This window comes from Mucilaginibacter ginsenosidivorans, assembly GCF_007971025.1.
Classification (GTDB): Bacteria; Bacteroidota; Bacteroidia; order Sphingobacteriales; family Sphingobacteriaceae; genus Mucilaginibacter; species Mucilaginibacter ginsenosidivorans.
Window position 1 is genome coordinate 3,746,474 of the sequence record NZ_CP042436.1, and the last position, 21,409, is coordinate 3,767,882.

The 21,409-nt window shown below is 44.4% G+C and carries 22 protein-coding genes; 10 read left to right on the forward strand and 12 right to left on the reverse strand.

What is annotated here, in order from left to right; translation table 11 throughout:
• Positions 1–309 precede the first annotated feature (309 nt).
• Positions 310–1,653: a GH1 family beta-glucosidase gene (locus FRZ54_RS16995; protein WP_147032794.1), complete on the forward strand. Its 1,344-nt coding sequence runs from the start codon at positions 310–312 to the stop codon at positions 1,651–1,653.
• On the opposite strand, the gene FRZ54_RS17000 is transcribed toward FRZ54_RS16995, so the two are convergent.
• Both FRZ54_RS17000 and FRZ54_RS17005 read right to left on the reverse strand, forming a co-directional pair.
• Positions 1,650–3,812, reverse strand: coding sequence for a tetratricopeptide repeat-containing sensor histidine kinase (locus FRZ54_RS17000; RefSeq protein WP_187359648.1), 2,163 nt, complete (start codon positions 3,810–3,812; stop codon positions 1,650–1,652). The genes FRZ54_RS16995 and FRZ54_RS17000 overlap by 4 nt on opposite strands.
• A 74-nt stretch (positions 3,813–3,886) precedes the next feature.
• Positions 3,887–5,068 (reverse strand): acyl-CoA dehydrogenase family protein, encoded by a 1,182-nt coding sequence (locus FRZ54_RS17005; RefSeq protein ID WP_147032797.1) that lies wholly within the window; start codon positions 5,066–5,068, stop codon positions 3,887–3,889.
• A 177-nt stretch (positions 5,069–5,245) separates the two neighbouring features.
• Between FRZ54_RS17005 and folB the strand changes: the two genes are divergently transcribed.
• The 3 genes from folB (at position 5,246) to FRZ54_RS17020 (ending at position 7,751) form a co-directional block, all read left to right on the forward strand.
• Entirely contained in the window at positions 5,246–5,617 is a 372-nt protein-coding gene (gene folB / locus FRZ54_RS17010) for a dihydroneopterin aldolase (protein ID WP_147032799.1), read from the forward strand.
• The gene (locus FRZ54_RS17015) at positions 5,607–7,004 is read left to right on the forward strand and encodes an FAD-binding oxidoreductase (protein WP_147032800.1); all 1,398 of its coding nucleotides are present in this window, start codon (positions 5,607–5,609) and stop codon (positions 7,002–7,004) included. The genes folB and FRZ54_RS17015 overlap by 11 nt, the downstream gene beginning before the upstream one ends.
• A gap of 114 nt (positions 7,005–7,118) precedes the next feature.
• The gene (locus tag FRZ54_RS17020) at positions 7,119–7,751 is read left to right on the forward strand and encodes an MgtC/SapB family protein (RefSeq protein ID WP_147032802.1); all 633 of its coding nucleotides are present in this window, start codon (positions 7,119–7,121) and stop codon (positions 7,749–7,751) included.
• A gap of 88 nt (positions 7,752–7,839) precedes the next feature.
• Here the strand turns inward: FRZ54_RS17020 and FRZ54_RS17025 are convergent, their stop codons facing one another.
• Entirely contained in the window at positions 7,840–8,286 is a 447-nt protein-coding gene (locus FRZ54_RS17025; protein WP_147032805.1) for an acyl-CoA thioesterase, read from the reverse strand.
• Positions 8,287–8,428: 142 nt separating this feature from the next.
• Here FRZ54_RS17025 and FRZ54_RS17030 point away from each other — a divergent pair, with 142 nt between their 5' ends.
• Complete coding sequence (locus FRZ54_RS17030; protein ID WP_147032808.1) at positions 8,429–8,866, forward strand: Hsp20/alpha crystallin family protein; 438 nt, start codon at positions 8,429–8,431, stop codon at positions 8,864–8,866.
• Positions 8,867–9,048: 182 nt separating this feature from the next.
• On the opposite strand, the gene FRZ54_RS17035 is transcribed toward FRZ54_RS17030, so the two are convergent.
• The 4 genes from FRZ54_RS17035 to FRZ54_RS17050 all read right to left on the reverse strand — a co-directional run bounded on the left by FRZ54_RS17035 (position 9,049) and on the right by FRZ54_RS17050 (position 10,783).
• Positions 9,049–9,498 carry a carboxymuconolactone decarboxylase family protein gene (locus tag FRZ54_RS17035; RefSeq protein ID WP_147032811.1) on the reverse strand — a complete coding sequence of 150 codons (450 nt, stop codon included), beginning with the start codon at positions 9,496–9,498 and terminating at the stop codon, positions 9,049–9,051.
• Between the two features lie 120 nt (positions 9,499–9,618).
• Complete coding sequence (locus FRZ54_RS17040) at positions 9,619–9,954, reverse strand: DMT family transporter (protein ID WP_147032813.1); 336 nt, start codon at positions 9,952–9,954, stop codon at positions 9,619–9,621.
• A complete protein-coding gene (locus FRZ54_RS17045; RefSeq protein ID WP_147032816.1) occupies positions 9,951–10,403 on the reverse strand; it encodes a DUF417 family protein in 453 nt (150 codons plus the stop codon). Before FRZ54_RS17045 ends, FRZ54_RS17040 begins: the two co-directional genes overlap by 4 nt.
• Positions 10,400–10,783 carry a DoxX family protein gene (locus FRZ54_RS17050; protein WP_147032819.1) on the reverse strand — a complete coding sequence of 128 codons (384 nt, stop codon included), beginning with the start codon at positions 10,781–10,783 and terminating at the stop codon, positions 10,400–10,402. The genes FRZ54_RS17045 and FRZ54_RS17050 overlap by 4 nt, the downstream gene beginning before the upstream one ends.
• Positions 10,784–11,221: 438 nt before the next feature.
• On the opposite strand from FRZ54_RS17050, the gene FRZ54_RS17055 reads away from it, so the two are divergent.
• Complete coding sequence (locus FRZ54_RS17055; protein WP_187359649.1) at positions 11,222–13,810, forward strand: glycoside hydrolase family 3 N-terminal domain-containing protein; 2,589 nt, start codon at positions 11,222–11,224, stop codon at positions 13,808–13,810.
• Between the two features lie 88 nt (positions 13,811–13,898).
• Here FRZ54_RS17055 and FRZ54_RS17060 read toward each other — a convergent pair whose 3' ends face one another.
• The 5 genes from FRZ54_RS17060 to FRZ54_RS17080 form a co-directional block, all read right to left on the reverse strand.
• Positions 13,899–14,234, reverse strand: coding sequence for a TfoX/Sxy family protein (locus FRZ54_RS17060; protein ID WP_147032822.1), 336 nt, complete (start codon positions 14,232–14,234; stop codon positions 13,899–13,901).
• Positions 14,235–14,242: 8 nt separating this feature from the next.
• Positions 14,243–15,484, reverse strand: a complete 1,242-nt coding sequence (locus tag FRZ54_RS17065; RefSeq protein WP_147032824.1) for an RNA polymerase sigma factor — start codon at positions 15,482–15,484, stop codon at positions 14,243–14,245.
• Positions 15,485–15,542: 58 nt separating this feature from the next.
• On the reverse strand, positions 15,543–15,890 hold the full coding sequence (locus tag FRZ54_RS17070; RefSeq protein WP_147032826.1) for a YciI family protein: 348 nt from the start codon (positions 15,888–15,890) through the stop codon (positions 15,543–15,545).
• A 24-nt stretch (positions 15,891–15,914) separates the two neighbouring features.
• Positions 15,915–16,262 (reverse strand): YciI family protein, encoded by a 348-nt coding sequence (locus FRZ54_RS17075; RefSeq protein ID WP_147032828.1) that lies wholly within the window; start codon positions 16,260–16,262, stop codon positions 15,915–15,917.
• A 72-nt stretch (positions 16,263–16,334) separates the two neighbouring features.
• A complete protein-coding gene (locus FRZ54_RS17080; RefSeq protein ID WP_147032830.1) occupies positions 16,335–16,679 on the reverse strand; it encodes a YciI family protein in 345 nt (114 codons plus the stop codon).
• Positions 16,680–16,837: 158 nt separating this feature from the next.
• On the opposite strand from FRZ54_RS17080, the gene FRZ54_RS17085 reads away from it, so the two are divergent.
• The 4 genes from FRZ54_RS17085 (at position 16,838) to FRZ54_RS17100 (ending at position 21,290) form a co-directional block, all read left to right on the forward strand.
• Positions 16,838–17,944, forward strand: a complete 1,107-nt coding sequence (locus tag FRZ54_RS17085) for a glycoside hydrolase family 88/105 protein (protein WP_147032832.1) — start codon at positions 16,838–16,840, stop codon at positions 17,942–17,944.
• Positions 17,945–17,990: 46 nt separating this feature from the next.
• The gene (locus tag FRZ54_RS17090; RefSeq protein WP_147032834.1) at positions 17,991–19,238 is read left to right on the forward strand and encodes a cation:proton antiporter; all 1,248 of its coding nucleotides are present in this window, start codon (positions 17,991–17,993) and stop codon (positions 19,236–19,238) included.
• A 76-nt stretch (positions 19,239–19,314) separates the two neighbouring features.
• On the forward strand, positions 19,315–20,154 hold the full coding sequence (locus FRZ54_RS17095) for a ThuA domain-containing protein (protein ID WP_147032836.1): 840 nt from the start codon (positions 19,315–19,317) through the stop codon (positions 20,152–20,154).
• 200 nt (positions 20,155–20,354) lie between these two features.
• On the forward strand, positions 20,355–21,290 hold the full coding sequence (locus FRZ54_RS17100) for a sugar phosphate isomerase/epimerase family protein (protein ID WP_147032839.1): 936 nt from the start codon (positions 20,355–20,357) through the stop codon (positions 21,288–21,290).
• Positions 21,291–21,409 lie beyond the last annotated feature (119 nt).

A 21,409-nucleotide genomic window follows, 5' to 3' on the forward strand; every position in this document is an offset into this window, starting at 1 on the left:
AATATTTCACCAGGTCATTAAACTTTTAAGCAATAATTTTTAACACAAGCATAATATAATCATTACCTTAACTACATATACTCATTGCAACTTTGTATCGTAAAAGTAAGTGTTATGAGATTCACCATCAATTTTTCAAAGCTTATCCGGAATTTCCGTGAATGGCTGCTCATGAAGAACATGAGGTCATCATTTATTCACTAAATTCTTTACTTGCTGCTCTTCTTTTATCCAATTATATTGTACAATTTGGGGTTTGCATATTGTCATACTTTGGTTGCCTACAGCAACCACAGGTGATGCTGCTCTATGGATAAATTTAATAAAAGTCTTTTTGGTACCGGTTTCAAATGGGGCGTGTCTACTGCGGCGTTCCAGATCGAAGGCGCACATGATGCTGATGGCAAGGGTGAGTCGATATGGGATGCATTTACGGCTAAAAAGGGGAAGGTGCTGAACGGTCATCACGCAAAAACAGCCTGTGATTTTTATAATAATTACGAAGCGGATATCGACCTGCTAAAAAAGCTCAACATCCCCAATTTCCGTTTTTCCATCTCGTGGACACGCATATTACCAGGCGGCACAGGGGAAACCAACCAGGCTGGGATAGATTACTACAACCGGGTAATAGACTATTGCATCAAACAAGGCATTGAACCCTGGGTAACTATTTATCATTGGGACCTTCCCCAGGCGCTTGAGGACAAAGGCGGGTGGACAAACCGCGATATTGTTGAGTGGTTTACCGATTATACCGGGATTTGTGCGGAACACTTTGGCGACCGGGTAAAGTACTGGATGGTGATGAACGAACCATCTGTATTTTCGGGGGCGGGGTATTTTTTTGGCATACATGCACCGGGCCGCACTGGTATAAAAAACTTTTTGCCGGCCATCCACCATATTGTGTTGAGCATGGTTGCAGGCGCAAAAAAATTGCGCGAGCTATTACCAGGGGCTATCATCGGTTCAACCTTTTCGTGTTCGCATATTGAACCATATTCGGACAGCAGCAGGAATATAGCTGCTGCGCATCGTGCTGATGCGCTGGTAAACCGTTTGTTTATTGAACCGATATTGGGTTTGGGTTATCCGGTAGGTGATATTCCTGTTTTAAAAGGACTTGAAAAATTCTATAAACCGGGCGACGAACAAAACATGGTCTTTGATTTCGACTTCATAGGTTTACAAAATTATACGCGTGAGATCGTAAAATACTCATTTTTCACGCCCTACGTCAACGCCAGTTTAGTAAAAGCTGAAAAGCGGGGCGTGGAAATAACGGCCATGAAATGGGAAGTATATCCTCCCGCTATTTATCATATCCTTAAAAAGTTTAATGCCTATCCGCAGATCAAAAAGATCATCGTGACGGAAAACGGAGCTGCTTTCCCGGACACCGTTATTGACGGTGCAGTAAACGACCTGAAAAGAACAGGATATATCCAGGCTAATTTGGAGCAGATACTGAAAGCAAAGGAGGAGGGATGCCGGGTAGATGGCTATTTTGTATGGACACTAACCGACAACTTTGAATGGGCCGAAGGTTATCATCCCCGGTTCGGGTTGATCTATGTCGATTTTGAAACGCAAAAGCGCATTATCAAGGCGTCAGGGCACTGGTATGCCGATTTTTTGGCAGACGGTTAGTGGCGGGCCAATTCTTTACCGGCCGGCAATTGATCATGACCAGCATCTTGCTTCACCGAACGCGGCAGGCTGACATAAAATGTCGTTCCTTTTTTAGGCTCGCTTTCAAACCAGATTTCACCCTGGTGTTTCTCGACGATCTGCCTGCTGATAGAAAGGCCTAAACCGAAGGATTTTTCGCCCATGGTGCCCGATCTTTTAGCGTCGGTAAACATATTGAACACCTTGTCTTTCATATTATCGGGAATGCCAATACCGTGGTCGTTAATAGAAATGATAACGCTATCAGTTTTCTGAACAGCTTTAACTTTTATCATAGCGTCAACCGGGCTGAATTTGATGGCGTTGCTGATCAGGTTGCTGATAACCCGCCATATCTTTTCGCGGTTTATGTCAAGTTCCACCGGGTGATCAAGACCTTCAAGTACGATCTGCTGATGCTTTTCAGCGGCCTTAAACCTCAATAATTCTACGCTATTGGCTATTAAAGCATTCACATCAACCGACTGCCTTTTTAACGCGGAAGAAGAATTATTGGTAGCTTCCAATATCTCGTTAATAAGCTCAAGCGTATCTGCAGCCGTCTGTTTGATAAGAATTAGCTGACTTTGGAGGTCCTTGTCGTGTTCACTTTCTTCAGCCATTACGCTGGTAAGCGAAGCTATACCACCAAGAGGATTGCGTAGGTCGTGTGCTACTGCACGCAATATGCGGTCCTTTTCACGGCTGCTGAATTTCACTTCGTCGAGGGCCCTTTCAAGCTCGGCCTTTTGCTGGTTGATCTGCTTATTAAGCATAATAACCACAGCAACATCGAATTTTGACTGGCGCCAGTTTCTCCATACCAGGAACGCGATAGCTAAAAGCAGCACGGCACAAACAATAGCAACATTGAGGTAGATGCTCTGCATCTTATTATTATCATTCAGGTTTTCGATCTGGTACTGCTTTTCCAGGTTGGCCAATTGCTGATTTACATCGCTTTCTTTTAACAGGGTAAGCCGTTTGATCGTCGAGTCCTTAAGCGCATTATAATTTTGGGTATAAACTATTGCTTTTGCCAGGTCATTCTTTTTAAGATAATAACTCCCCATTAACCTGTTCCAATCGGCTTCAGCATTGTCATTTTTTATAACATCCAATTGTTTGCGTAAATCTGAAAGCAAAGACCTGAGGAGGCCGCTTTCGCCCTTTATTAAATAGATCTGCGCAAGCTTAAGCTGGGCCAATTCGGCGTCGCCGTTGTCACCACCCTTTTGAATATTGATTGCTATGCTTTTTTTAAGCAATTGTTCCGCTTCATCATATTTTTTAAGTGCAATTAACGCCTGGGCCTTATTGTTATAAATAACGCCCCGTGCAATATCAATGTACTGGCTTTTTACTTTGAATTTTCCATCGTTTGCATTCACATATTTTAGCGCATTATCAAAATAAGTTATCGCACTGTCTATGTCGCCGCTATGGGTGTAACTTTCGCCGATATTATCCAATAGTTCCTGGCGGCGATAGAACCAGACGAAACCGTGATCATCCTTTACTAAAAGACTTTTTGCGTAGCTTTCTTTAAAGTACCCGGCGGCAAGTTTGTAATGCCCCTGCTTAAACATGATCATTCCCATCCGGTAGGTATAATCGGCAGCAGAAGCCTGGTTAAGATAATTCTTCCCCATCAGGTAACCCTGGAAATAGCATTGATAGGCATCGTTGTATTGATTGAGGCTGAAGTAGGTGTCACCCTTCGCATAGTTGGCCTCCGCAAAATTGGCGGCATACTGCTCCTTTACAACGCTTTTGTGCGCCATAACAAGCATGCTATCAGCATACGGCAATGCCTTTTTATAATCACGTTTAGCTTTTTGCCAGTAAACGTAATGAAATGCGTAGAACCTGAACTTGTCGTTGACAGAAGGATCGTTTAACAGGGGAAAATTCGAGTCGAGATAGGATATGGCCTTTTCTGGTTGATTAAGATCGTAATAATGAGTTACTGAATCAAATACCGGCTTGAAAGATGCAGTATACCCTGCTGAATCAGTATTTTTTTTGGCGCATGAACTGAAAACTACGGACAGGAATAGAAACAGGAATATCTTTGAATATTTTAATTTTTTGATATCACCCGTAACGCCTGCCTGAAACTTCCAAGAATAACCCATAAACATTGCTTTATACGATAATTAGCGAGGCGATGTTATAGCAGGGAAATTCTTTTTTGTAATATTTATGAGACTTATTTGAATGCGTCCTCCCCGGTAATATCCATACCTGTTATCAGCAAATGAATATCGTGCGTGCCTTCGTAAGTGATCACTGATTCCAGGTTCATCATGTGCCTCATTATAGGGTATTCGCCAGTTATACCCATCCCGCCAAGCATCTGACGTGCTTCACGGGCTATCGTAATTGCGGTTTCGACGCTATTGCGTTTGGCCATAGAAATTTGTGCTGGAGTCGCCCTGTTCTCATTTTTTAAAGTGCCTAAACGCCATACCAATAACTGGGCCTTGGTTATCTCTGTTATCATCTCAGCCAGTTTCTTTTGCTGCAACTGGAAACCTGCTATAGGACGACCGAACTGTACGCGCTCTTTGGAATAACGCAGTGCGGTATCATAGCAGTCCATAGCTGCGCCAATAGCCCCCCAGGCTATGCCGTAACGTGCCTGGTTCAAACAACCAAGCGGACCTTTTAAACCTGACACATTAGGGAAAATATTTTCTTTAGGGACTTTCACATTATCGAAAACCAGTTCACCCGTCGCCGATGCACGCAGCGACCACTTGTTATGAGTTTCCGGCGTCGAAAAGCCTTCCATACCGCGTTCAACCACCATACCGCGTATCTTTCCGCTCTCATCTTTGGCCCATACTACGGCAATATCCGCAAAAGGGGAGTTTGATATCCACATCTTAGCGCCGTTCAGGATATAATGATCGCCTGCGTCTTTAATATTGGTGGTCATACCGCTTGGGTTCGAGCCATGGTCGGGTTCGGTTAATCCGAAGCATCCCATTAACTCGCCGCTGGCAAGTTTGGGCAGATATTTGTGTTTTTGCTCTTCGGAACCGTAAGCATAAATGGGGTACATTACCAATGAGCCCTGAACAGAAGCGGTTGACCGTATGCCCGAATCGCCGCGCTCGATCTCCTGCATAATGATACCGTAGGATATATAATCCAGCCCGGCGCCGCCATATTCAACGGGCACTGTCGGCCCGAAGGCGCCTATTTCGGCCAATCCTTTTAATAATTGCTTCGGAAATTCAGCTTTTTGGGCGTAGTCTTCTATAATTGGACTTACTTCTTTTTTTACCCAGTCGCGCACGCTTGCACGTATCAGTTTATGCTCGTCAGTGAGCAGTTCATCTACTAAATAGTAATCAGGAGCTTCAAAAAGATCAGTTTTTGCCATTGAGAAAAATAATTGGTGCGGCAAAGATAGGAGTTTAAGTTAATTGGGTTGGAATATGTTGAATAAGTTAATTGGCTGTTTCCCTGACCGGGGTTTCGGTAAGGTGCCAACCGCCATAAGTAAATAACCTGGTCAACCTAATCCAACTTATTCAACTCAATCAACTAAATTTGACCCATGATCAACGTAGCACTGCACGGCGCCGAGTTCTTTGGCAAACATGGTTTTTACCCGGAAGAACAATTATTGGGAAGCAAATTCGTGGTGGATATATCGGCTGATTTTGAGCCGCAGGGGGCTTTGCAAAATGATAAACTGGCCGATACTGTAAATTACGAGCACTTGTATGAACTCACGTTCGCACAGATGCAGCATCCTCGAAAATTGATTGAAACGCTTTGCCAGGCCATTATTGAGGATATAGTAAAGCATTATCCTTACGTAGCCATCGTCACCGTCACCATTAAAAAGCTAAATCCGCCGCTACGGGGCAAAGTTGATCACTCAAGCGTTACCATTACTTATAACAAACCTGGAAATGGAATTTAATAAAATAACAGGCAGGATATTATCGGCCATCAAAGCTATTGTAGGAGATGACTTTGTTATCACCGACCATGCAGACCTGGAAAAATACAGCCACGATGAGACCGAGGACCTTATTTATTATCCGGAAGTGGCTGTTAAACCAAAGTCGCCGGAAGAAATATCGGCATTAATGAAGCTTTGCAATGAGCACCAGGTACCCGCGACGATAAGAGGGGCTGGCACGGGTTTGAGCGGGGGAGCATTACCCGTTATGGGCGGGCTGCTTATTTCGATGGAACGCTTTGATCATATCCTGGATATCGATGAAGAAAATTTGCAGGCTACGGTAGAGCCCGGAGTAATAACCGAAGTATTTATGGACACGGTTGCCGAAAAGGGTTTACTGTACCCGGTTGACCCCGCGAGCAAGGGCAGTTGTTTTATAGGCGGAAATGTATCGCACGGGTCAGGTGGACCGAGGGTGGTGAAATACGGCACGATAAGAGAATACATATTGAACCTGGAGGTTGTTCTGCCTGACGGTGATATCATCTGGACCGGAGCCAATACGCTTAAATATGCATCGGGTTATAACCTGACGCAACTGATGATCGGTTCGGAGGGGACATTGGGTATTATCACGAAGATCGTAACTAAGCTGATACCCCGGCCGGCACAGGACGCGCTTTTACTCGCCTCATTTGAAACGGCCGAATCAGCTTGTGCCGCGGTCTCGGCTATTTTCAGGGCGGGAATAGTTCCGTCGGCATTAGAATTTATGGAACGAAAGGGGTTGGAGTGGGTGATAAAATACGATGGGATCAATTTTGACCTGAAGGATGGCATCGAAGCTTTTTTGCTTATCGAGGTCGACGGCACCAACATGGACGTTGTCTTTAATGATTGCGAGAAGATCAACACCGTATTAGAGCAGTTTGACTGCAAGGATGTACTGTTTGCCGACACATCGGCACAAAAAGAAGAGTTATGGCGATTAAGGCGGACCATGGCAGTTTCGGTGAGGTCTAACTCCGTATTTAAGGAAGAAGACACCGTGGTTCCGCGGGCTAAACTGCCGCAGCTTTTTAAGGGTATTAAAGAAATAGGCAGCCGTTACAATTTTGAGTCAGTTTGCTTTGGGCATGCCGGCGACGGAAATTTACATGTGAATATTTTGAAGGGTACGATGAGCGACGATGACTGGCATAATAAGTTGAAGGATGGCATCCGCGAGATATTTGAATTGACCGTGTCGCTTGGCGGAACGTTATCGGGTGAACATGGTATTGGGTTGGTGCAAAAGGAGTTTATGCCAATAAAATATTCTGATGTTCATTTTGAATTATGGCGGGGCATTAAAAAGGTGTTCGACCCTAACGGGATATTGAACCCGGGAAAGATATTTTGAATTGGCGATTGCGCCGATTATTTTTTGATTGCACCGATTTCGGGGGCGATTTAAGGATTTCTTTGATTGACAGGATATACCTAAATTCGATTTTCCGGACTAAATTATTAAAAAATGTCTCCCTCAGAATTTGACATATCAACCCAGGACCTTATTAAAGTAGGGATAGCGGTAGTATGCGGGGCCATACTTGGTTTGGAGCGGCAGTACAAAAACAAAACAGCCGGCTTCCGTACGATTATATTGATAACACTCGGGTCCGCCTTATTTACCATGATCGCCCAGCAAAGCGGGCAACAGGTAAATATCAATATCGTAACAGGCATTGGTTTTATTGGCGCAGGGGTTATTTTTAAGGACAACATATCAGTTAACGGACTTACCACTGCGGCTGTTATATGGATTTCGGCAGCTATTGGCATGGCGGTAGGGTCGGGGAATTACCTCCTAGGCCTTATTTCGACCTTACTTACCCTTGTTGTGCTGGTACTATTTCATCTTTTGGAAGACTACATAGATAAAGTGAGCCACGAGCGGGTCCTGTTCGTCGTTTTTGATACCATTGACTACACCGACCTGGAAACACTGGAAGATACTATCCGTCAACTGCATCTCAGGTCGAGAAGGCGGCTTATAACCAAAAAAGATGGTTGTCTGCACGCAACAATCGTCGTCGGCGGGCACAAGAAACACATCAACCGGCTGTATGAAAAGATGCTGATCACGCCCGGCATAAAAGCTTTCTGATTTGCAAATTACCTAATATCAAATATTTAGGTCGTTGGCGAGTTACTAATACAGCTTGCATCGCATCATCTGCACACTTGCACATCTGTTAATTCGTATTCAATATCATCCCGGGTTCATCAAATGCGATCATGCGTGCACGTTGTTCGGCGGGTATTTTCACCGGCTTATGGATGCTATAATCGTAACTGATGCATACCGTTTTTCCTGTGGTGCAAATTTCTTCGCCTTCAGGGGTTACAATCACTATGACATGCATAATGTCAAAACTGCTGTTACCTATACGCGTGGTTCGCACGTAACAGGCAATCTCATCGCCTCGTTTTATGGGTTTTATATAATTCACTTCTGACCGTGCAAGGATAATCCCATTGTTTTTCCAATCCCATTTAATCACGTCTTTCCAATAGTGTACGCGTGCGGTCTCGAAGTAGGTGAGATAGGTGGCATTGTTTACATGGCCATAAAAATCGAGATCGGAGAAGCGGACCTGTATAGGGGTCCGATGCTTATAATCTGCTAAGTTTTCGCTCATTGCGTGACAGTATGTCGGTAAGAAATAATATACACAGGACAAATTGTCTGAAACAAACGTTTTTTGCCCCTTGGTATAAGAGTTGATTTATACCTGCCGAAGTTAATAAAACAAAAAATATAAAACTCTGGAGGATATAAAAATGACATTGGTAAAATTTAACAACGGACAGAAAAGCGCAGTGAACCCATGGTTTGGTGATGTGTTTGATTCGATCATTAACGACTCATTTCTTAACGACAGGTTCGTAAATAAAGTACCTGCGGTAAACATTGCTGAAACTGAGAACGAGTTTCATATCGAACTGGCTGTTCCTGGTTTAAAGAAGGAAGATTTTAAGATCAACCTTGACAAAAACGTATTGAGCGTATCTGCTGAAAAGAAAACTGAAAACGTGGACGAAGGTAAGAAATACAGCAAGCGCGAATACAGCTACAACTCATTCGTAAGGTCGTTTACCTTGCCTGAAGCGGCTGATTATGCCAGGATCGAAGCTGAATATACCGACGGTGTATTGAAGCTGAATGTAGCTAAGAAAGAAGAAGCTAAAATTCAATCGAGAGAGATCTCGGTAAAGTAATTTGACCGGGCGCCGAGAGCTGTGAGATTAAATGTTGTGATTTGGTAAAGGCTTGAGGCCCCGGAAGAAATTGAGACCGGTAATGGTAACAACTACGTTGCCGGTTATCTGAAGACTGTTTTCATAATAAGTTGTTGGTTTAGTTTGATGAAGGCCTCCTGAATATTGGGAGGCTTTCTTTTTTACAGGTCCTTTGCAGGCGGAAAGTCGATGGGTATTTGGGTTAACCTGTAAGTATAATTGGTAAAACTCATCACATTGATGAGCACCATCAGGTCGATAAGGGCAGTTTCGTTATAGCCGAGGGTATAAAACTCAGCGAGTAGCTCATCACTTACAAGGCCTTTCTGTTCGATCACCGATTTGATAACCTGGTAGATCACCTGCCATTTTTGTTCGGGATAAGTGCCCGCCCGCAGTGTAAGCGTCTCTTCTTCGGTCCATTTGTTTTTTATTGCCGATTGCGTATGCGAGGCCAAACAGTATTCGCACCCGTTAAATTGAGACACAATAAGATATATAGCCTCACGCTCTTTCGCATGAAAAGTTCCGCGGGCCTGCTCGTTCACATACTGCAGGTAGGAATTAAGCGCATTGGCTGAATAGCCGATGGTGGCATACAGGTTAGGCATTTTGCCCGTTAATTGATAAAACGATCGAACGCAGGCCTTGCCTCTTCGGCAACCTGCTCATAGGAGGGTACTGCAAATGGTTTCATGGGTATGGGATTTGTAGCGGTAAATTTAAAAAAATTACCTGCCCGAAGCGTAGTTTAATCCCAATATAGAAACCATACACATAACCATAAACACAGCGGTAAGCCAGTCGATCTTAGTTTTTAAATAAAGCACATCCAGGCCGATAGTAAGGACAAGTGACACGCCGCTCCATATCATCACAGCCACACCAAGCGGTATGATCCGGAGAGATGTCTTGAACATAATGATACCGGTTATCATAAACAAAATCCCCGGGCCCATTATCTTCCAATCGGTAAAGCTGGTGGCTTTTTTCAGGCAAACGTTCCAGCACGACTCTGTAACGGCCGATAGCAGGAGAAGCAGCATTGCAACGCGTGAGTTCATCATAATTTATTAGTGTAATACGACAAAAGAAATAGAGAGCCCCCAAGGAGGGTTATATCCTTGATCAGGAACGATCCGGTGTCGGAAGGTACCCACATACCGTCTACTTTAGCAACCATTCCCGGTGTGCTAAGTAAAAAAGTACAGGTGACCACAAAAATAATTACAGCCAAAGCGCTGCCATATAAACCTGCACGGGGATAAAATATACCTATCGTAAGGCCAACCGCCGATAATATTTCCAATACACCAATAATGCCCGACACTGCGCTTAAGCTAAACAACTTGTACATCCAGCTCATTAACGGGCTATTACTTAACAAGCCTTCAATATTATGAGCTTCAGTTTCAGTAAATTTAAAAATGCCGAACCAAAGTAAAACAATGGCTAAACCTAAAGTGGTAACTACAACGGCAGGAGTATTGTTATATAATAAGTTAGATGTTTTCATTCTGTTATTTTTAAAGATAATTTCAATTTTTTCCGGTAGAACAGGTAGGAACCTGTAACCAGCACAAGACCTATGAATGCAGGCATCCAAATGGTTGGCGGATCCCCATTCAGCAGATGTGATGAAAGCGCTCCGGCCACATCAAAAGTGAGGCCTGCATAGGCCCATTCTTTGATCTTTGGTATGCCCGGCGTAAGTATCGCCGCAATACCCAATAGTTTTAGCAGGCCTATAAAACGTGGAAAATACTCAGGGTAACCCAGGTGTTTAAAAAATGATACCACATCGGGTCCTTTCAAAATATCCAGAATGGCCCCGGAAACAATAAAAGCTGATAGAAGGACGGTGAACGCCCAGTAAATGATCTTGGTTGATTTCATGATTTGTCTATATCGTATGTTTTTTTAATGTCTATGCTTATTTCCTTCATCGCCTGGTCTATCCTGTCGTTTTGGATTTTGAACATTCTGCAAGGCTCGCAGATAAGCAGGTGATAAGCCAAAAAAAGCTTTCTTGAAAAGGAGAGGGCCTTACCTTTATTTTTTAAAATGTACAGCGTAGCCTTACGACAACTTCCCCGGATTTTTTTCATGTATAATTCTATTCGATAAAAGATAATTTTAAGGCTTTGTCGTCGACGACAGGATTTCCTTACGTTTATTCAATATTTTTTTGATGCTACTTATCGATCAAAAAAGCACGCCGGTATACATCCTCATCTTTTTTGTCTATAACATTCGGTTTAATTGAATCAAATACATACCTTTAGTTTGTGTCATTATAACACAATAGATTTTTAACCAATTATCTGATCCTTTATGAAAAAACCGTTTATCCGCCTTGCGCCTTTCTATGCCATTGGCTCAGTATCATTGATAGCTCTGGCTGTAGCTATCACAAGTAACAAGATCGAACCAAAGCAAAACTGGACCGTCATTGATGATGGCGACGGTATTGTGCTGGTAAAGAATACCAATGGCCCTACACTGGGGTATTCGTCCAAATCGGGCGTAAAAATATTAACGGTGGATGGACTTGCTTTTAAGGACCTGGATAAGAATGGCAAACTGGACAAGTATGAAGACTGGCGTTTGCCGGTGGCGGAAAGGGCAAAGGACCTTGCCTCAAAACTATCGGTTGAACAAATAGCCGGACTGATGTTATATAGCGCCCACCAGGCCCTACCATCGATGTCGCCGCGCGGGTTTGGTGCGGGCACTTACGACGGGAAAGCTTATGCCGAGGGAATGGATGCGTCGGAGCCAACAGATCAGCAAAAGGACTTTCTGATCAAGGATAATTTACGCCATGTGCTGATCACATCCGTACAAAGCCCCGAGGTAGCGGCTAAATGGAACAACAAGGTGCAGGCTTTGGTTGAGGGTGAAGGCTTCGGCATACCAGCCAATAACAGCAGCGATCCGCGGCATAGCACTAATTCGGGCGTAGAATATACAGCCGGCGCGGGCGGTAAAATATCGCAATGGCCCGATCAGTTGGGTTTAGCAGCAACATTCGACCCGGCTGTGGTTCAACAGTTCGGCCATATAGCCGCTCAGGAATATAGGGCGCTGGGTATATCAACGGCATTATCGCCACAGATCGACCTTGGATCAGAGCCCCGCTGGGTGCGTATCAACGGTACTTTTGGAGAAGATCCGCAATTGTCTGCTGATATGGCCAGAGCATACGTAGATGGTTTTCAAACCTCGACAGGCAGCAGCGAGATCAAAAATGGCTGGGGCTATCATAGCGTAAATGCGATGATGAAACATTGGCCCGGCGGTGGTCCGGAAGAGGGCGGTCGCGATGCGCATTTTGCCTATGGTAAATTCGCTGTTTACCCTGGCAATAATTTTGACGAACACCTGGTATCTTTTGTTGACGGCGCATTGAAACTGCACGGCAAAACCGGGATGTCGGCAGCGGTGATGCCTTACTATACTATTTCATACGGCCGCGATACAAAGAACAAGGAAAATGAGGGCAATAGCTATAACAAGTACCTGATAACTGATCTGCTGCGCACTAAATACCATTATGACGGCGTGGTTTGTACCGACTGGGGTGTGACTGCCGATGAAGGTAAAACACCCGATATTTTCGCGGGAAAATCGTGGGGGATGGAAACGAAGAGCGTAGCTGAGCGACACTATAAAGTATTGATGGCCGGTGTAGACCAGTTTGGCGGGAACAATGATTCGAAGCCGGTAATAGAGGCTTACAACATGGGGGTAAAGGAGCACGGGGAAGCGTTTATGCGTGCCCGGTTCGAAAAATCGGCAGTAAGGTTGCTGACAAATATTTTCAGGACGGGGCTATTTGAAAACCCTTACCTGGACGTTGAGGCGTCCAAAGCTACTGTCGGTAAGCCTGAATTTATGACTGCAGGTTATAATGCGCAACTGAAATCCATCGTGATGCTTAAGAACAGCAACCATGTTTTGCCATTGAAGAAGGACATCACCGTCTATCTGCCCAAAAAGTATACACCATCCATGCAGGGCTTTTTTGGGCCGCCATCAAAGGAGCGCTGGGATGAAGCGGTAAAACCGGAATTACTGAGTAAATATTTTAAGTCGACGGACGATCCGTCCAAAGCCGATTGCGCCGTTGTTTTTATCAGCAGTCCGTATGGTGGAGCCGGATACGATAAAGAAGATGTTGCAAAGGGCGGCAATGGTTATGTACCTATAACGCTTCAATATGGAGAATATAAAGCAACCCATGCGAGGGCCCACAGCATTGCATCCGGCGACCCGGTTGAACCGGGTGTCGATAACCGTTCGTACAAAAACAAGACGATAACAGCCGGTAATTATGCCGATTTGAAAACCATCCGCGAAACTAAAGAAGCGATGAAAGGCAAGCCGGTTATTGTAATAATGGTTGCCAGCAAACCCGCGATACCCGCCGAATTTGAAAAAGATGCCAATGCCATCGTTATCAGCTTTGGCGTGCAAAACCAGGCCATTTTGGATATCATTACCGGTGCAGCTGAACCTTCGGGCTTACTGCCGTTCCAGATGCCGGCCAATATGAAGACGGTAGAACTGCAGGACGAGGACATCCCGCATGATATGGCCTGCTATACCGATGCCGACTATCATACTTACGATTTTGGTTTCGGGATGAACTGGAAAGGTGTTATACACGATGCACGAACCGCGAAATATGTTGGTATTGTTAAAAAACCTTTAATAAACGCAAAGGATGGCACTGTAAGCATCGCATGCTCCACTCCGGGCGCAAAGATCTATTATACCACCGATGATTCTACGCCATCATTTACCGCGGAGCATCTCTATACCAAACCCGTCGCTGTAGGTAAGGGTAAGGTTATTAAGGCGATAGCAAAGATTTATGGGAAGGATAATAGTAGTCTGGCAGAGTATACTGTAAAATAATGTCATCCCGAACTTGTTTCGGGATCTCATCATGCAAGTTACAAACTTTGCATATGGGATGCTGAAACAAGTTCAGCGTTACCATTTGTTATTTCTTAGAAGACTTCGCCTTCGGGTTATAATCCAATGCCAACTTGATCCAGCGGTCAAAGTCCTTTTGATTGCGGAAACGTTCCTCGCTGATATAGATAAAACCTTTCATGTGTTTGTCCCCATGAACCATCGGGCGGGTGCCCGGTTCTTCAACCAACTGTTCGGTCAGATCAGGATCGAGGCGGAGCATCAGTTCATCACCGCTCACGCTGACGCACATTTTATCGTCGACCATAAAGGTAACGCCGCGGAACATCTTCTTTTCTTCCACATCTGGTATATCCGCTAAAGCTTCGCGGACACGGTCGGCCAGTTTTTCATCGTAAGCCATGTTGCAAGTTAGTTAAATTTATTTTTTAGCCCCTCAATCTTCTTCCTGATCACATTTTTATCAGCAACGGGTTTGGTTAATTTCAAAGCTAAATTAAAATGATCAATGGCCCTGTGTATATCTATGTCACTGTACAATTCTCCCAATAAAATATGATACAAATGGCTGCTTATGAGGTTCAATTTTTCAGCCTCGATAATCGCGACCTCACTTCCATATACTTTGGCTAAGGCATAAGTACGGTTTAGCGCTGCGATGGGCGAATACTCGATCATTAGCAGCCTGTTATACAGGCTAAGAATTTTTTCCCACTTTTCCGGTTTATCCCTTTCGCCGGTGTGCCAGTAGGCTATGGCCGCTTCAATATGGTATTTGGTGATGACATCGCCCTTGGCCGAGAGGTTAAGATAGCATTCTCCTCTGTTAATTAATTCTTTGTCCCACAATGAAATATCCTGGTCTTCATAAAGTATTAGTTCACCATCCTTATTAGTACGCGCATCAAACCGGGACGCATGGAAACACATTAACGAAAGCAGGGCGTTTACTTCGGGTTTATTGGTGCTTTCATTTTCGGTAAGCATGTGCGTTAAGCGCATTGCCTCCAGGCAAAGATCCTTTTGCAGTACCGTGTTGCGATTGGAGGAATAGTAACCTTCGTTAAACAAAAGATAAAGCGTGATGAGCACATTTTCAATCCTTTGACCAATTTCTGAGGCCGAAGGCATTTCTATCCTCACTTTTACCTGCTTTAGTTTTTCGCGTGCGCGGAACAGCCGTTTGTTGATAGTTTCTTTGTTGGTCAGGAAAGCGTCGGCAATCTCGTCGATACTAAAACCACAAAGAATGCGCAGCGATAGTCCTATCTGGGATTCGGGTGGAATACCCGGGTGGCAGATGGCAAACATCATCTGCAACTGGCTATCGTTTATATTGGTGGGGGACAGGTCGACATCTATTTCGGTATTGCCGCATGCCGTATACTGAAGTGCTGGGGAAATTTTGTCATTAAATATCGTATTGCGCTTAAGAAAATCCTTTGCCTTGTTTTTGGCTACGGTATAAAGCCAGGCAGGCGGGTTTTGCGGTACGCCTTTTAATCCCCAGGTTTCTGCTGCCAGTAGGAAAGTATCGCCTACAATATCTTCGGCAATACTGATATGCTCGATACCGAACAAACGGCACAAAACGGCCGCTATCTTCCTGAATTCGGTACGATATAAATGTGGTATCAGCTCTTTGTCGTGCATGGATAGTTAAGCTTCTGCCGGTAAAAATACACGGCAGAAGCCTGGCATAAAATTAAATTTATCCGTTCATCGGGATGATTTCTCTTACTTCGACACATCCGCCGACGTTAAGTATCGGGCAACCTTTGCCTATTTCAGCGGCTTCGTCTAATGATTCGGCACGTATGATACTAAGTCCGCCTATTATCTCTTTGATCTCAACGTAAGGCCCGTTGGTAACTACGTTGCCGGGCTTTACACTACGTCCTTCATTTCCTAAACGCGCCCCGTTGGATACCAGTTTATTTTGTGCGGCGATGCCGCCCATCCAGTTTTCCCATTCTTTTGACACGGCCAGCGTACCTTCCGGCGTCAATTTTATTTCGCCCAGTGGTTCAGACCTGTATAGCAATACAAACTCTTTCATTCTCTTTAGTTTAAGGTTAAACGGTTAACGATTCATTGGAACGATGTCCCTTACTTCTACATTCCCTCCAACGGTCAGGATAGGGCAGCCTTTGGCAATTTCAGTGGCCTCATCAATGGTATCCGACTTAATGATGATATAGCCGCCCACCATCTCTTTTATTTCGGCATAAGGGCCATTGGTAATTACATTACCGGGTTTTAAGGTTTTACCTTCACCTCCGAGACGGTTGCCGGTACTGGCCATTTTACCCTGTGCAGCTATGCCGCCCATCCAGGCTTGCCATTTTTGCATAATGGCCTGCATTTCATCCGGTGAAAATTTTAACTCTGGCCGGAAATCATTCCTGAAGATCAATACAAATTCATTCATGTCTTTAATTTTTTGGTTTTATAATTGAATGACGACTGGCGCCGCGGTTATTGGACAGCCCGCTGAACTTTTTTATTCGTCACCCTCATAAATTCCCCGGACCTCAATAGTTCCTTTGCCGACAATAGGTGCCTCCTTAACAATTTCAGCAGCCTCGTCAATTGAATTGGCCCTGATAATAATGTAGCCACCAATGATCTCACTCAGTTCGACATAAGGTCCTTTGGTTAACAGTTTTTTATCCCTAACGACGCGGCTTTCCTTGCTAAGCCTGTTTCCCCTGCTAACCAGGATATTTTGGGCGATAATTCCATCGACCCATTTTTCCCATACACCCATTCGTGCCTGCATTTCCTCGGGTGAAAAATTGGTTTCGGGCAATTCTTCAAGTCTGAAGATCAAAACAAATTCTTTCATAGCTTTTAAATTTTTGTTTTTTGAGGAAATGACGAATTGCTTTGGCTGTATTGGACAAATAGATATTTTTATTTGAACGAACAATTATCGGCAAACAATACTTTTATATAAACTTGATCTGGTAATAATTTATACTTTTATTTTCCAAACCAACCACTATGAGAAAATACCTTGCTATCCTGCTGCTGACGTTATTAACCTTCCAGGCTGTATATGCGAAGAAAAAAGTAAAAAAAGATTCAATCCTGCGCATTATGGACAAAGTAGCCAGCTGGCAATTGCGCGAATGGCAGGAGCATGGGCGCAAACATCCCAAATGGTACTGGACCATGGGGGCAGGCTATGCAGGTTTTATGGCGCTGTATCAGATAGGGGATAACTCCATTTACCTGCACGAAATGAAAGATATTGGCGACAGCCTAAGATGGAACACCGGCCCCAACCGCTTTATGGCTGATGACTATTGTGTGGCGCAAATGTATTCGCAGGTTTACATTAACTATAAGGAGCCTGCAATGATTGCACATTTTAGAGCTTTGGCCGACAGCATTATTGCTAAACCGCATACCGAATCGCTCGAATGGAAAAATAACATAGCAAGCCGCGAATGGGCCTGGTGCGATGCACTGTTTATGGGTCCGCCTGCTTTGGCCTACCTATATTCGGCTACCGGCGAAAAAAAATACCTTGATATAACCAGTAAACTGTGGTGGAAAACTACCGACTACCTGTTTGATAAAGATGAAAACCTTTATTATCGCGACAGCCGCTTTTTTACTCAAAAGGAAGCCAATGGCAAAAAGGTATTCTGGTCGCGTGGGAACGGCTGGGTAATGGGCGGCCTTGTAAGGGTGCTGGATAATATGCCTTCTGATTATCCCGAGCGCGGGAGGTTTGTTGAGTTGTATCAAAAGATGGCCGAAAAGATCGCTTCGCTTCAAAACCGCGATGGAACATGGCATGCGGCATTGCTGGACCCTAAAAGCTACCCGGTTAAGGAAGCCAGCGGCACCGGTTTTTATTGCTATGCTTTAGCTTACGGTATCAATAAGGGCCTGTTACCCTATGATAAGTATCACAAAGTAGTTGAAAAAGCCTGGAAAGCTTTGATGGGATGTGTACAGCCCGACGGTAAACTCGGTTATGTGCAGCAAATAGGCGAGAAGCCCGAAAAGGTAACTGGTGATGATACCGAAGTTTATGGCGTAGGCGCATTTTTACTGGCCGGATCGGAAATGGCGAAGATGGTGGCATTACATCCTTAACTCTGCAATTTTTCCTATATTGTCCGGATACATCTAAAGTTACCAAATGAACTTCAGTCAGATACTTGCTACGACAATCGTGCTTGCCGCGGTATTCGCCTATGTCAATCACAGGTTCATCAAATGGCCCCCAACCATCGGTATCATGATATTGTCGCTGGGGAGTTCATTAATACTTGCGTTCGCCGGGCATTTATACCCTTCCCTCACCTTGCGGGCCAAACAACTGGCGGAGTCGATCGATTTCCGGGATGTGCTCATGAATTTCATGCTTAGCTTCCTGCTTTTTGCGGGCGCCATACACATCGACGCCGCTAAGCTAAAAAAAGAGGCCTGGCCGGTGCTTGCACTTTCTACCATCGGGATATTGATCTCGACGACGATTGTCGGCGTTGTCATGTGGGAAGTGTTCCGCCTATTCAACTTCCCGGTGCCTTTCATATACTGCCTGCTTTTTGGCGCAGTAATATCGCCTACTGACCCCATTGCCGTGCTGGCGATATTGAAAGCTGCCAAAATTCCTTCGTCACTCGAAGTCAGGATATCCGGCGAGTCGTTATTTAACGATGGTATAGCCGTGGTTATTTTCGTCACGCTGCTGGAAGCTGCTCAGCCTGGCTCAGCAAATATCAGCCTTGTGTCGGTTGGCAAACTTTTCCTCCAGGAAGCGGTAGGGGGCCTGTTATTCGGGGCAATTTTAGGTTATATAGGCTACTACGCCCTGCGGTCCATAGATGATTATAAAGTAGAGGTGCTGATCACGCTTGCAATCGTATCCGGCGGTTATTTTCTTGCAGGCTATCTGCATATTTCGGGCCCGCTGGCAATGGTTGTCGCCGGACTTATAACTGGCAACAAAGCAAAAGCCGAAGCGCTTTCAGAGACAAGCCGCGACTACTTGGGCAAGTTCTGGGAGTTAATAGACGAAATACTTAACGCTATACTTTTCCTACTTATCGGGCTTGAAATGCTAGTGATCAAAACCAATACAACTATCTTCCTTATAGGTATAATCGGCATTTGTGTAGCTTTATTCGCCCGTTGGGTGTCGGTGTTTTTACCGATCACGCTTTTACGTTTCAAGATCAAATTTGAAAAGAACACAATAGCGATATTAACTTGGGGCGGACTAAGAGGCGGATTATCGGTAGCGCTGGCGCTGTCGCTAAGTTCTGAAATGTACAGGGATGAATTTGTACTGATAACCTATGTCATCGTGGTTTATTCCATTCTTGTGCATGGGCTTACTATCGGTGGACTCGCTAAAAGGCTTCTTAAAAATGCTGACAATTAAAAAGTATTTTAGTTGGTTAAAAGAAATAATGATATTGCAGAGATCAAGCCGGATATAAACCCAAAAACCTGATATCATGACCAAAACCAGACACACCACATTGCGTATTATCGTGTCATGTGGCTTTTTATATTGTTTTTCAAACACTTTCGCACAAAGCGCGAAATATAAAACCTTTCACGTCATCGCGTTCTATCACGAATATCACGACCTGGCACACGTCAGTTTTGTGCACGACGCCAATAAGTTTTTTCCCGAAATGGCCAAGAAATATAACTTCACCTATGACAGCACGAAAGACTGGACAAAACTCAATGCAGAATTTTTATCCAAATACCAGGTTATCCTGTTTTTAGATTCGCGCCCCGAAGACCCCGCACAACGTAAGGCATTTGAAACGTATATGAAAAATGGCGGTGGCTGGTTAGGGTTCCATTTTGCGGCATTTGCGTTGACCCCTTCAGAGTATAATGCTGATTGGGACTGGTACCATAATGAATTTTTAGGTTCAGGTCAATATGTAAGCAATACCTGGCACCCCACATCCGCTATCCTGAGAAATGAAGGGGGAAAAAGCCACCCGGTAACAGCGGATATGCCGGAGACTTTCAAAACATCGCCTAACGAATGGTACCGATGGGAAAGGGACCTGGCAAAAAACCCGGACATTAAAATACTTTTCTCTATCGATTCCAGCAGTTTCCCTTTAGGTAACGGGCCCAAACAGTCGGAAATATGGCACAGCGGATACTACCCCGTTGTATGGACCAATAAGAATTACAAAATGGTTTATTTCAACATGGGGCATAACGATATGGATTACGATGGGCATACCAACGCCACATTATCCCATACCTTCGACAGTCCTATGGAAGCTAAGCTGATATTGAATGCTTTGATATGGGCAGCGAAATAGAGATTGGTGATTAGAGATTAGTTAACTGGTGAATAGTTTGTAGTCGGCAGCCAGATCAAAAGAGTTTTTCCTGATCTCTAATCACGGATTAACTAATCACTAAACCAACCTAACACTTTTTTTACAATTGCTATTGCGATTTGTAGAAATCAAAAAGTAACTTGGTAAATTAGTTCATTAAACCAACCATTTACCAAATTATGAAGGATCATAATATTTCGCGGCGCCGTTTCATCGGCAGCACCGCTTTGGCTGCCGCAGGCGTGGCATTTGCTTCAAAATCGACTTTTGCTGCCTCGCTGTTCCAGGCAAAACCAAATTCAAAGATCAATGGTGTACAAATAGGTGTAATAACCTACTCGTTCAGGAGCATGCCCGGCAGTGCCGAGCAACTGCTGCAATACATATTGCAATGTAATATCAACGCTATTGAGTTAATGGGACAGCCTGCGGAGGCGTTCGCCGGTATGCCTAAACGTGAAAGTGGTGAAGATATGGCGGGATATTTTAAAAAGGTTGCCGACTGGCGGGCAAGTGTTTCGATGGATAAATTTAAAGAATTACGCAAAATGTATAATGATGCCGGTGTAACGATCTATGCATGGAAACCCAATGCACTTGGCGCTAAAAATACGGATGCCGAAATAGACTATGCTTTTAATGCGGGGAAGGCTTTGGGTGTTACCCATGTTACGGTTGAATTACCGACCGATGACGCGCAAACCAAACGCCTGGGAGAATTTGCCGAAAAACACAAAATTTATGTGGGCTATCACGCACACACACAGGCAACGCCGACATTATGGGATACCGCCCTTAGTCAGTCGAAATATAACGCTATTAACCTGGATATTGGTCACTATACGGCCGGCACCAGCAGCAGCCCGGTTGATTTCATACTCAAAAACCACGATCGTATCATGAGCATGCACCTGAAAGACCGTAAATACCATGATGGTCCAAATGCTCCCTGGGGGCAGGGTGATACCCCGATTGCCGAAGTGGTCAAGTTGATGCAAAAGAACAAATATAAGTTCCCGGCTACAATTGAACTGGAGTACGACATACCAAAAGATTCGGACGCGGTTAAGGAGGTGATAAAGTGCAGGGAGTTTGCTGCTAAGGCACTTGCCTGATCTGCCTGCAAAAGAAACACAAGCACCGCCGCGGACGTGCGTTTGCATTAATTATTGTGTAACAATGACGCAATGATAACCGGTTGAACAATATTTTTTTCTACATTAGTCTATCAAAC

Coding starts and splice junctions, on each gene's coding strand:
- FRZ54_RS17050 (WP_147032819.1), bottom strand. CDS start 10,783: ATGAAATCAACCAAGATCATTTACTGGGCGTTCACCGTCCTTCTATCA.
- FRZ54_RS17055 (WP_187359649.1), top strand. CDS start 11,222: ATGAAAAAACCGTTTATCCGCCTTGCGCCTTTCTATGCCATTGGCTCA.
- FRZ54_RS17070 (WP_147032826.1), bottom strand. CDS start 15,890: ATGAAAGAGTTTGTATTGCTATACAGGTCTGAACCACTGGGCGAAATA.
- FRZ54_RS16995 (WP_147032794.1), top strand. CDS start 310: ATGGATAAATTTAATAAAAGTCTTTTTGGTACCGGTTTCAAATGGGGC.
- FRZ54_RS17060 (WP_147032822.1), bottom strand. CDS start 14,234: ATGGCTTACGATGAAAAACTGGCCGACCGTGTCCGCGAAGCTTTAGCG.
- FRZ54_RS17005 (WP_147032797.1), bottom strand. CDS start 5,068: ATGGCAAAAACTGATCTTTTTGAAGCTCCTGATTACTATTTAGTAGAT.
- FRZ54_RS17015 (WP_147032800.1), top strand. CDS start 5,607: ATGGAATTTAATAAAATAACAGGCAGGATATTATCGGCCATCAAAGCT.
- FRZ54_RS17100 (WP_147032839.1), top strand. CDS start 20,355: ATGAAGGATCATAATATTTCGCGGCGCCGTTTCATCGGCAGCACCGCT.
- FRZ54_RS17080 (WP_147032830.1), bottom strand. CDS start 16,679: ATGAAAGAATTTGTTTTGATCTTCAGACTTGAAGAATTGCCCGAAACC.
- FRZ54_RS17025 (WP_147032805.1), bottom strand. CDS start 8,286: ATGAGCGAAAACTTAGCAGATTATAAGCATCGGACCCCTATACAGGTC.
- FRZ54_RS17000 (WP_187359648.1), bottom strand. CDS start 3,812: ATGGGTTATTCTTGGAAGTTTCAGGCAGGCGTTACGGGTGATATCAAA.
- FRZ54_RS17020 (WP_147032802.1), top strand. CDS start 7,119: ATGTCTCCCTCAGAATTTGACATATCAACCCAGGACCTTATTAAAGTA.
- folB (WP_147032799.1), top strand. CDS start 5,246: ATGATCAACGTAGCACTGCACGGCGCCGAGTTCTTTGGCAAACATGGT.
- FRZ54_RS17065 (WP_147032824.1), bottom strand. CDS start 15,484: ATGCACGACAAAGAGCTGATACCACATTTATATCGTACCGAATTCAGG.
- FRZ54_RS17040 (WP_147032813.1), bottom strand. CDS start 9,954: ATGATGAACTCACGCGTTGCAATGCTGCTTCTCCTGCTATCGGCCGTT.
- FRZ54_RS17095 (WP_147032836.1), top strand. CDS start 19,315: ATGACCAAAACCAGACACACCACATTGCGTATTATCGTGTCATGTGGC.
- FRZ54_RS17085 (WP_147032832.1), top strand. CDS start 16,838: ATGAGAAAATACCTTGCTATCCTGCTGCTGACGTTATTAACCTTCCAG.
- FRZ54_RS17035 (WP_147032811.1), bottom strand. CDS start 9,498: ATGCCTAACCTGTATGCCACCATCGGCTATTCAGCCAATGCGCTTAAT.
- FRZ54_RS17045 (WP_147032816.1), bottom strand. CDS start 10,403: ATGAAAACATCTAACTTATTATATAACAATACTCCTGCCGTTGTAGTT.
- FRZ54_RS17075 (WP_147032828.1), bottom strand. CDS start 16,262: ATGAATGAATTTGTATTGATCTTCAGGAATGATTTCCGGCCAGAGTTA.
- FRZ54_RS17030 (WP_147032808.1), top strand. CDS start 8,429: ATGACATTGGTAAAATTTAACAACGGACAGAAAAGCGCAGTGAACCCA.
- FRZ54_RS17090 (WP_147032834.1), top strand. CDS start 17,991: ATGAACTTCAGTCAGATACTTGCTACGACAATCGTGCTTGCCGCGGTA.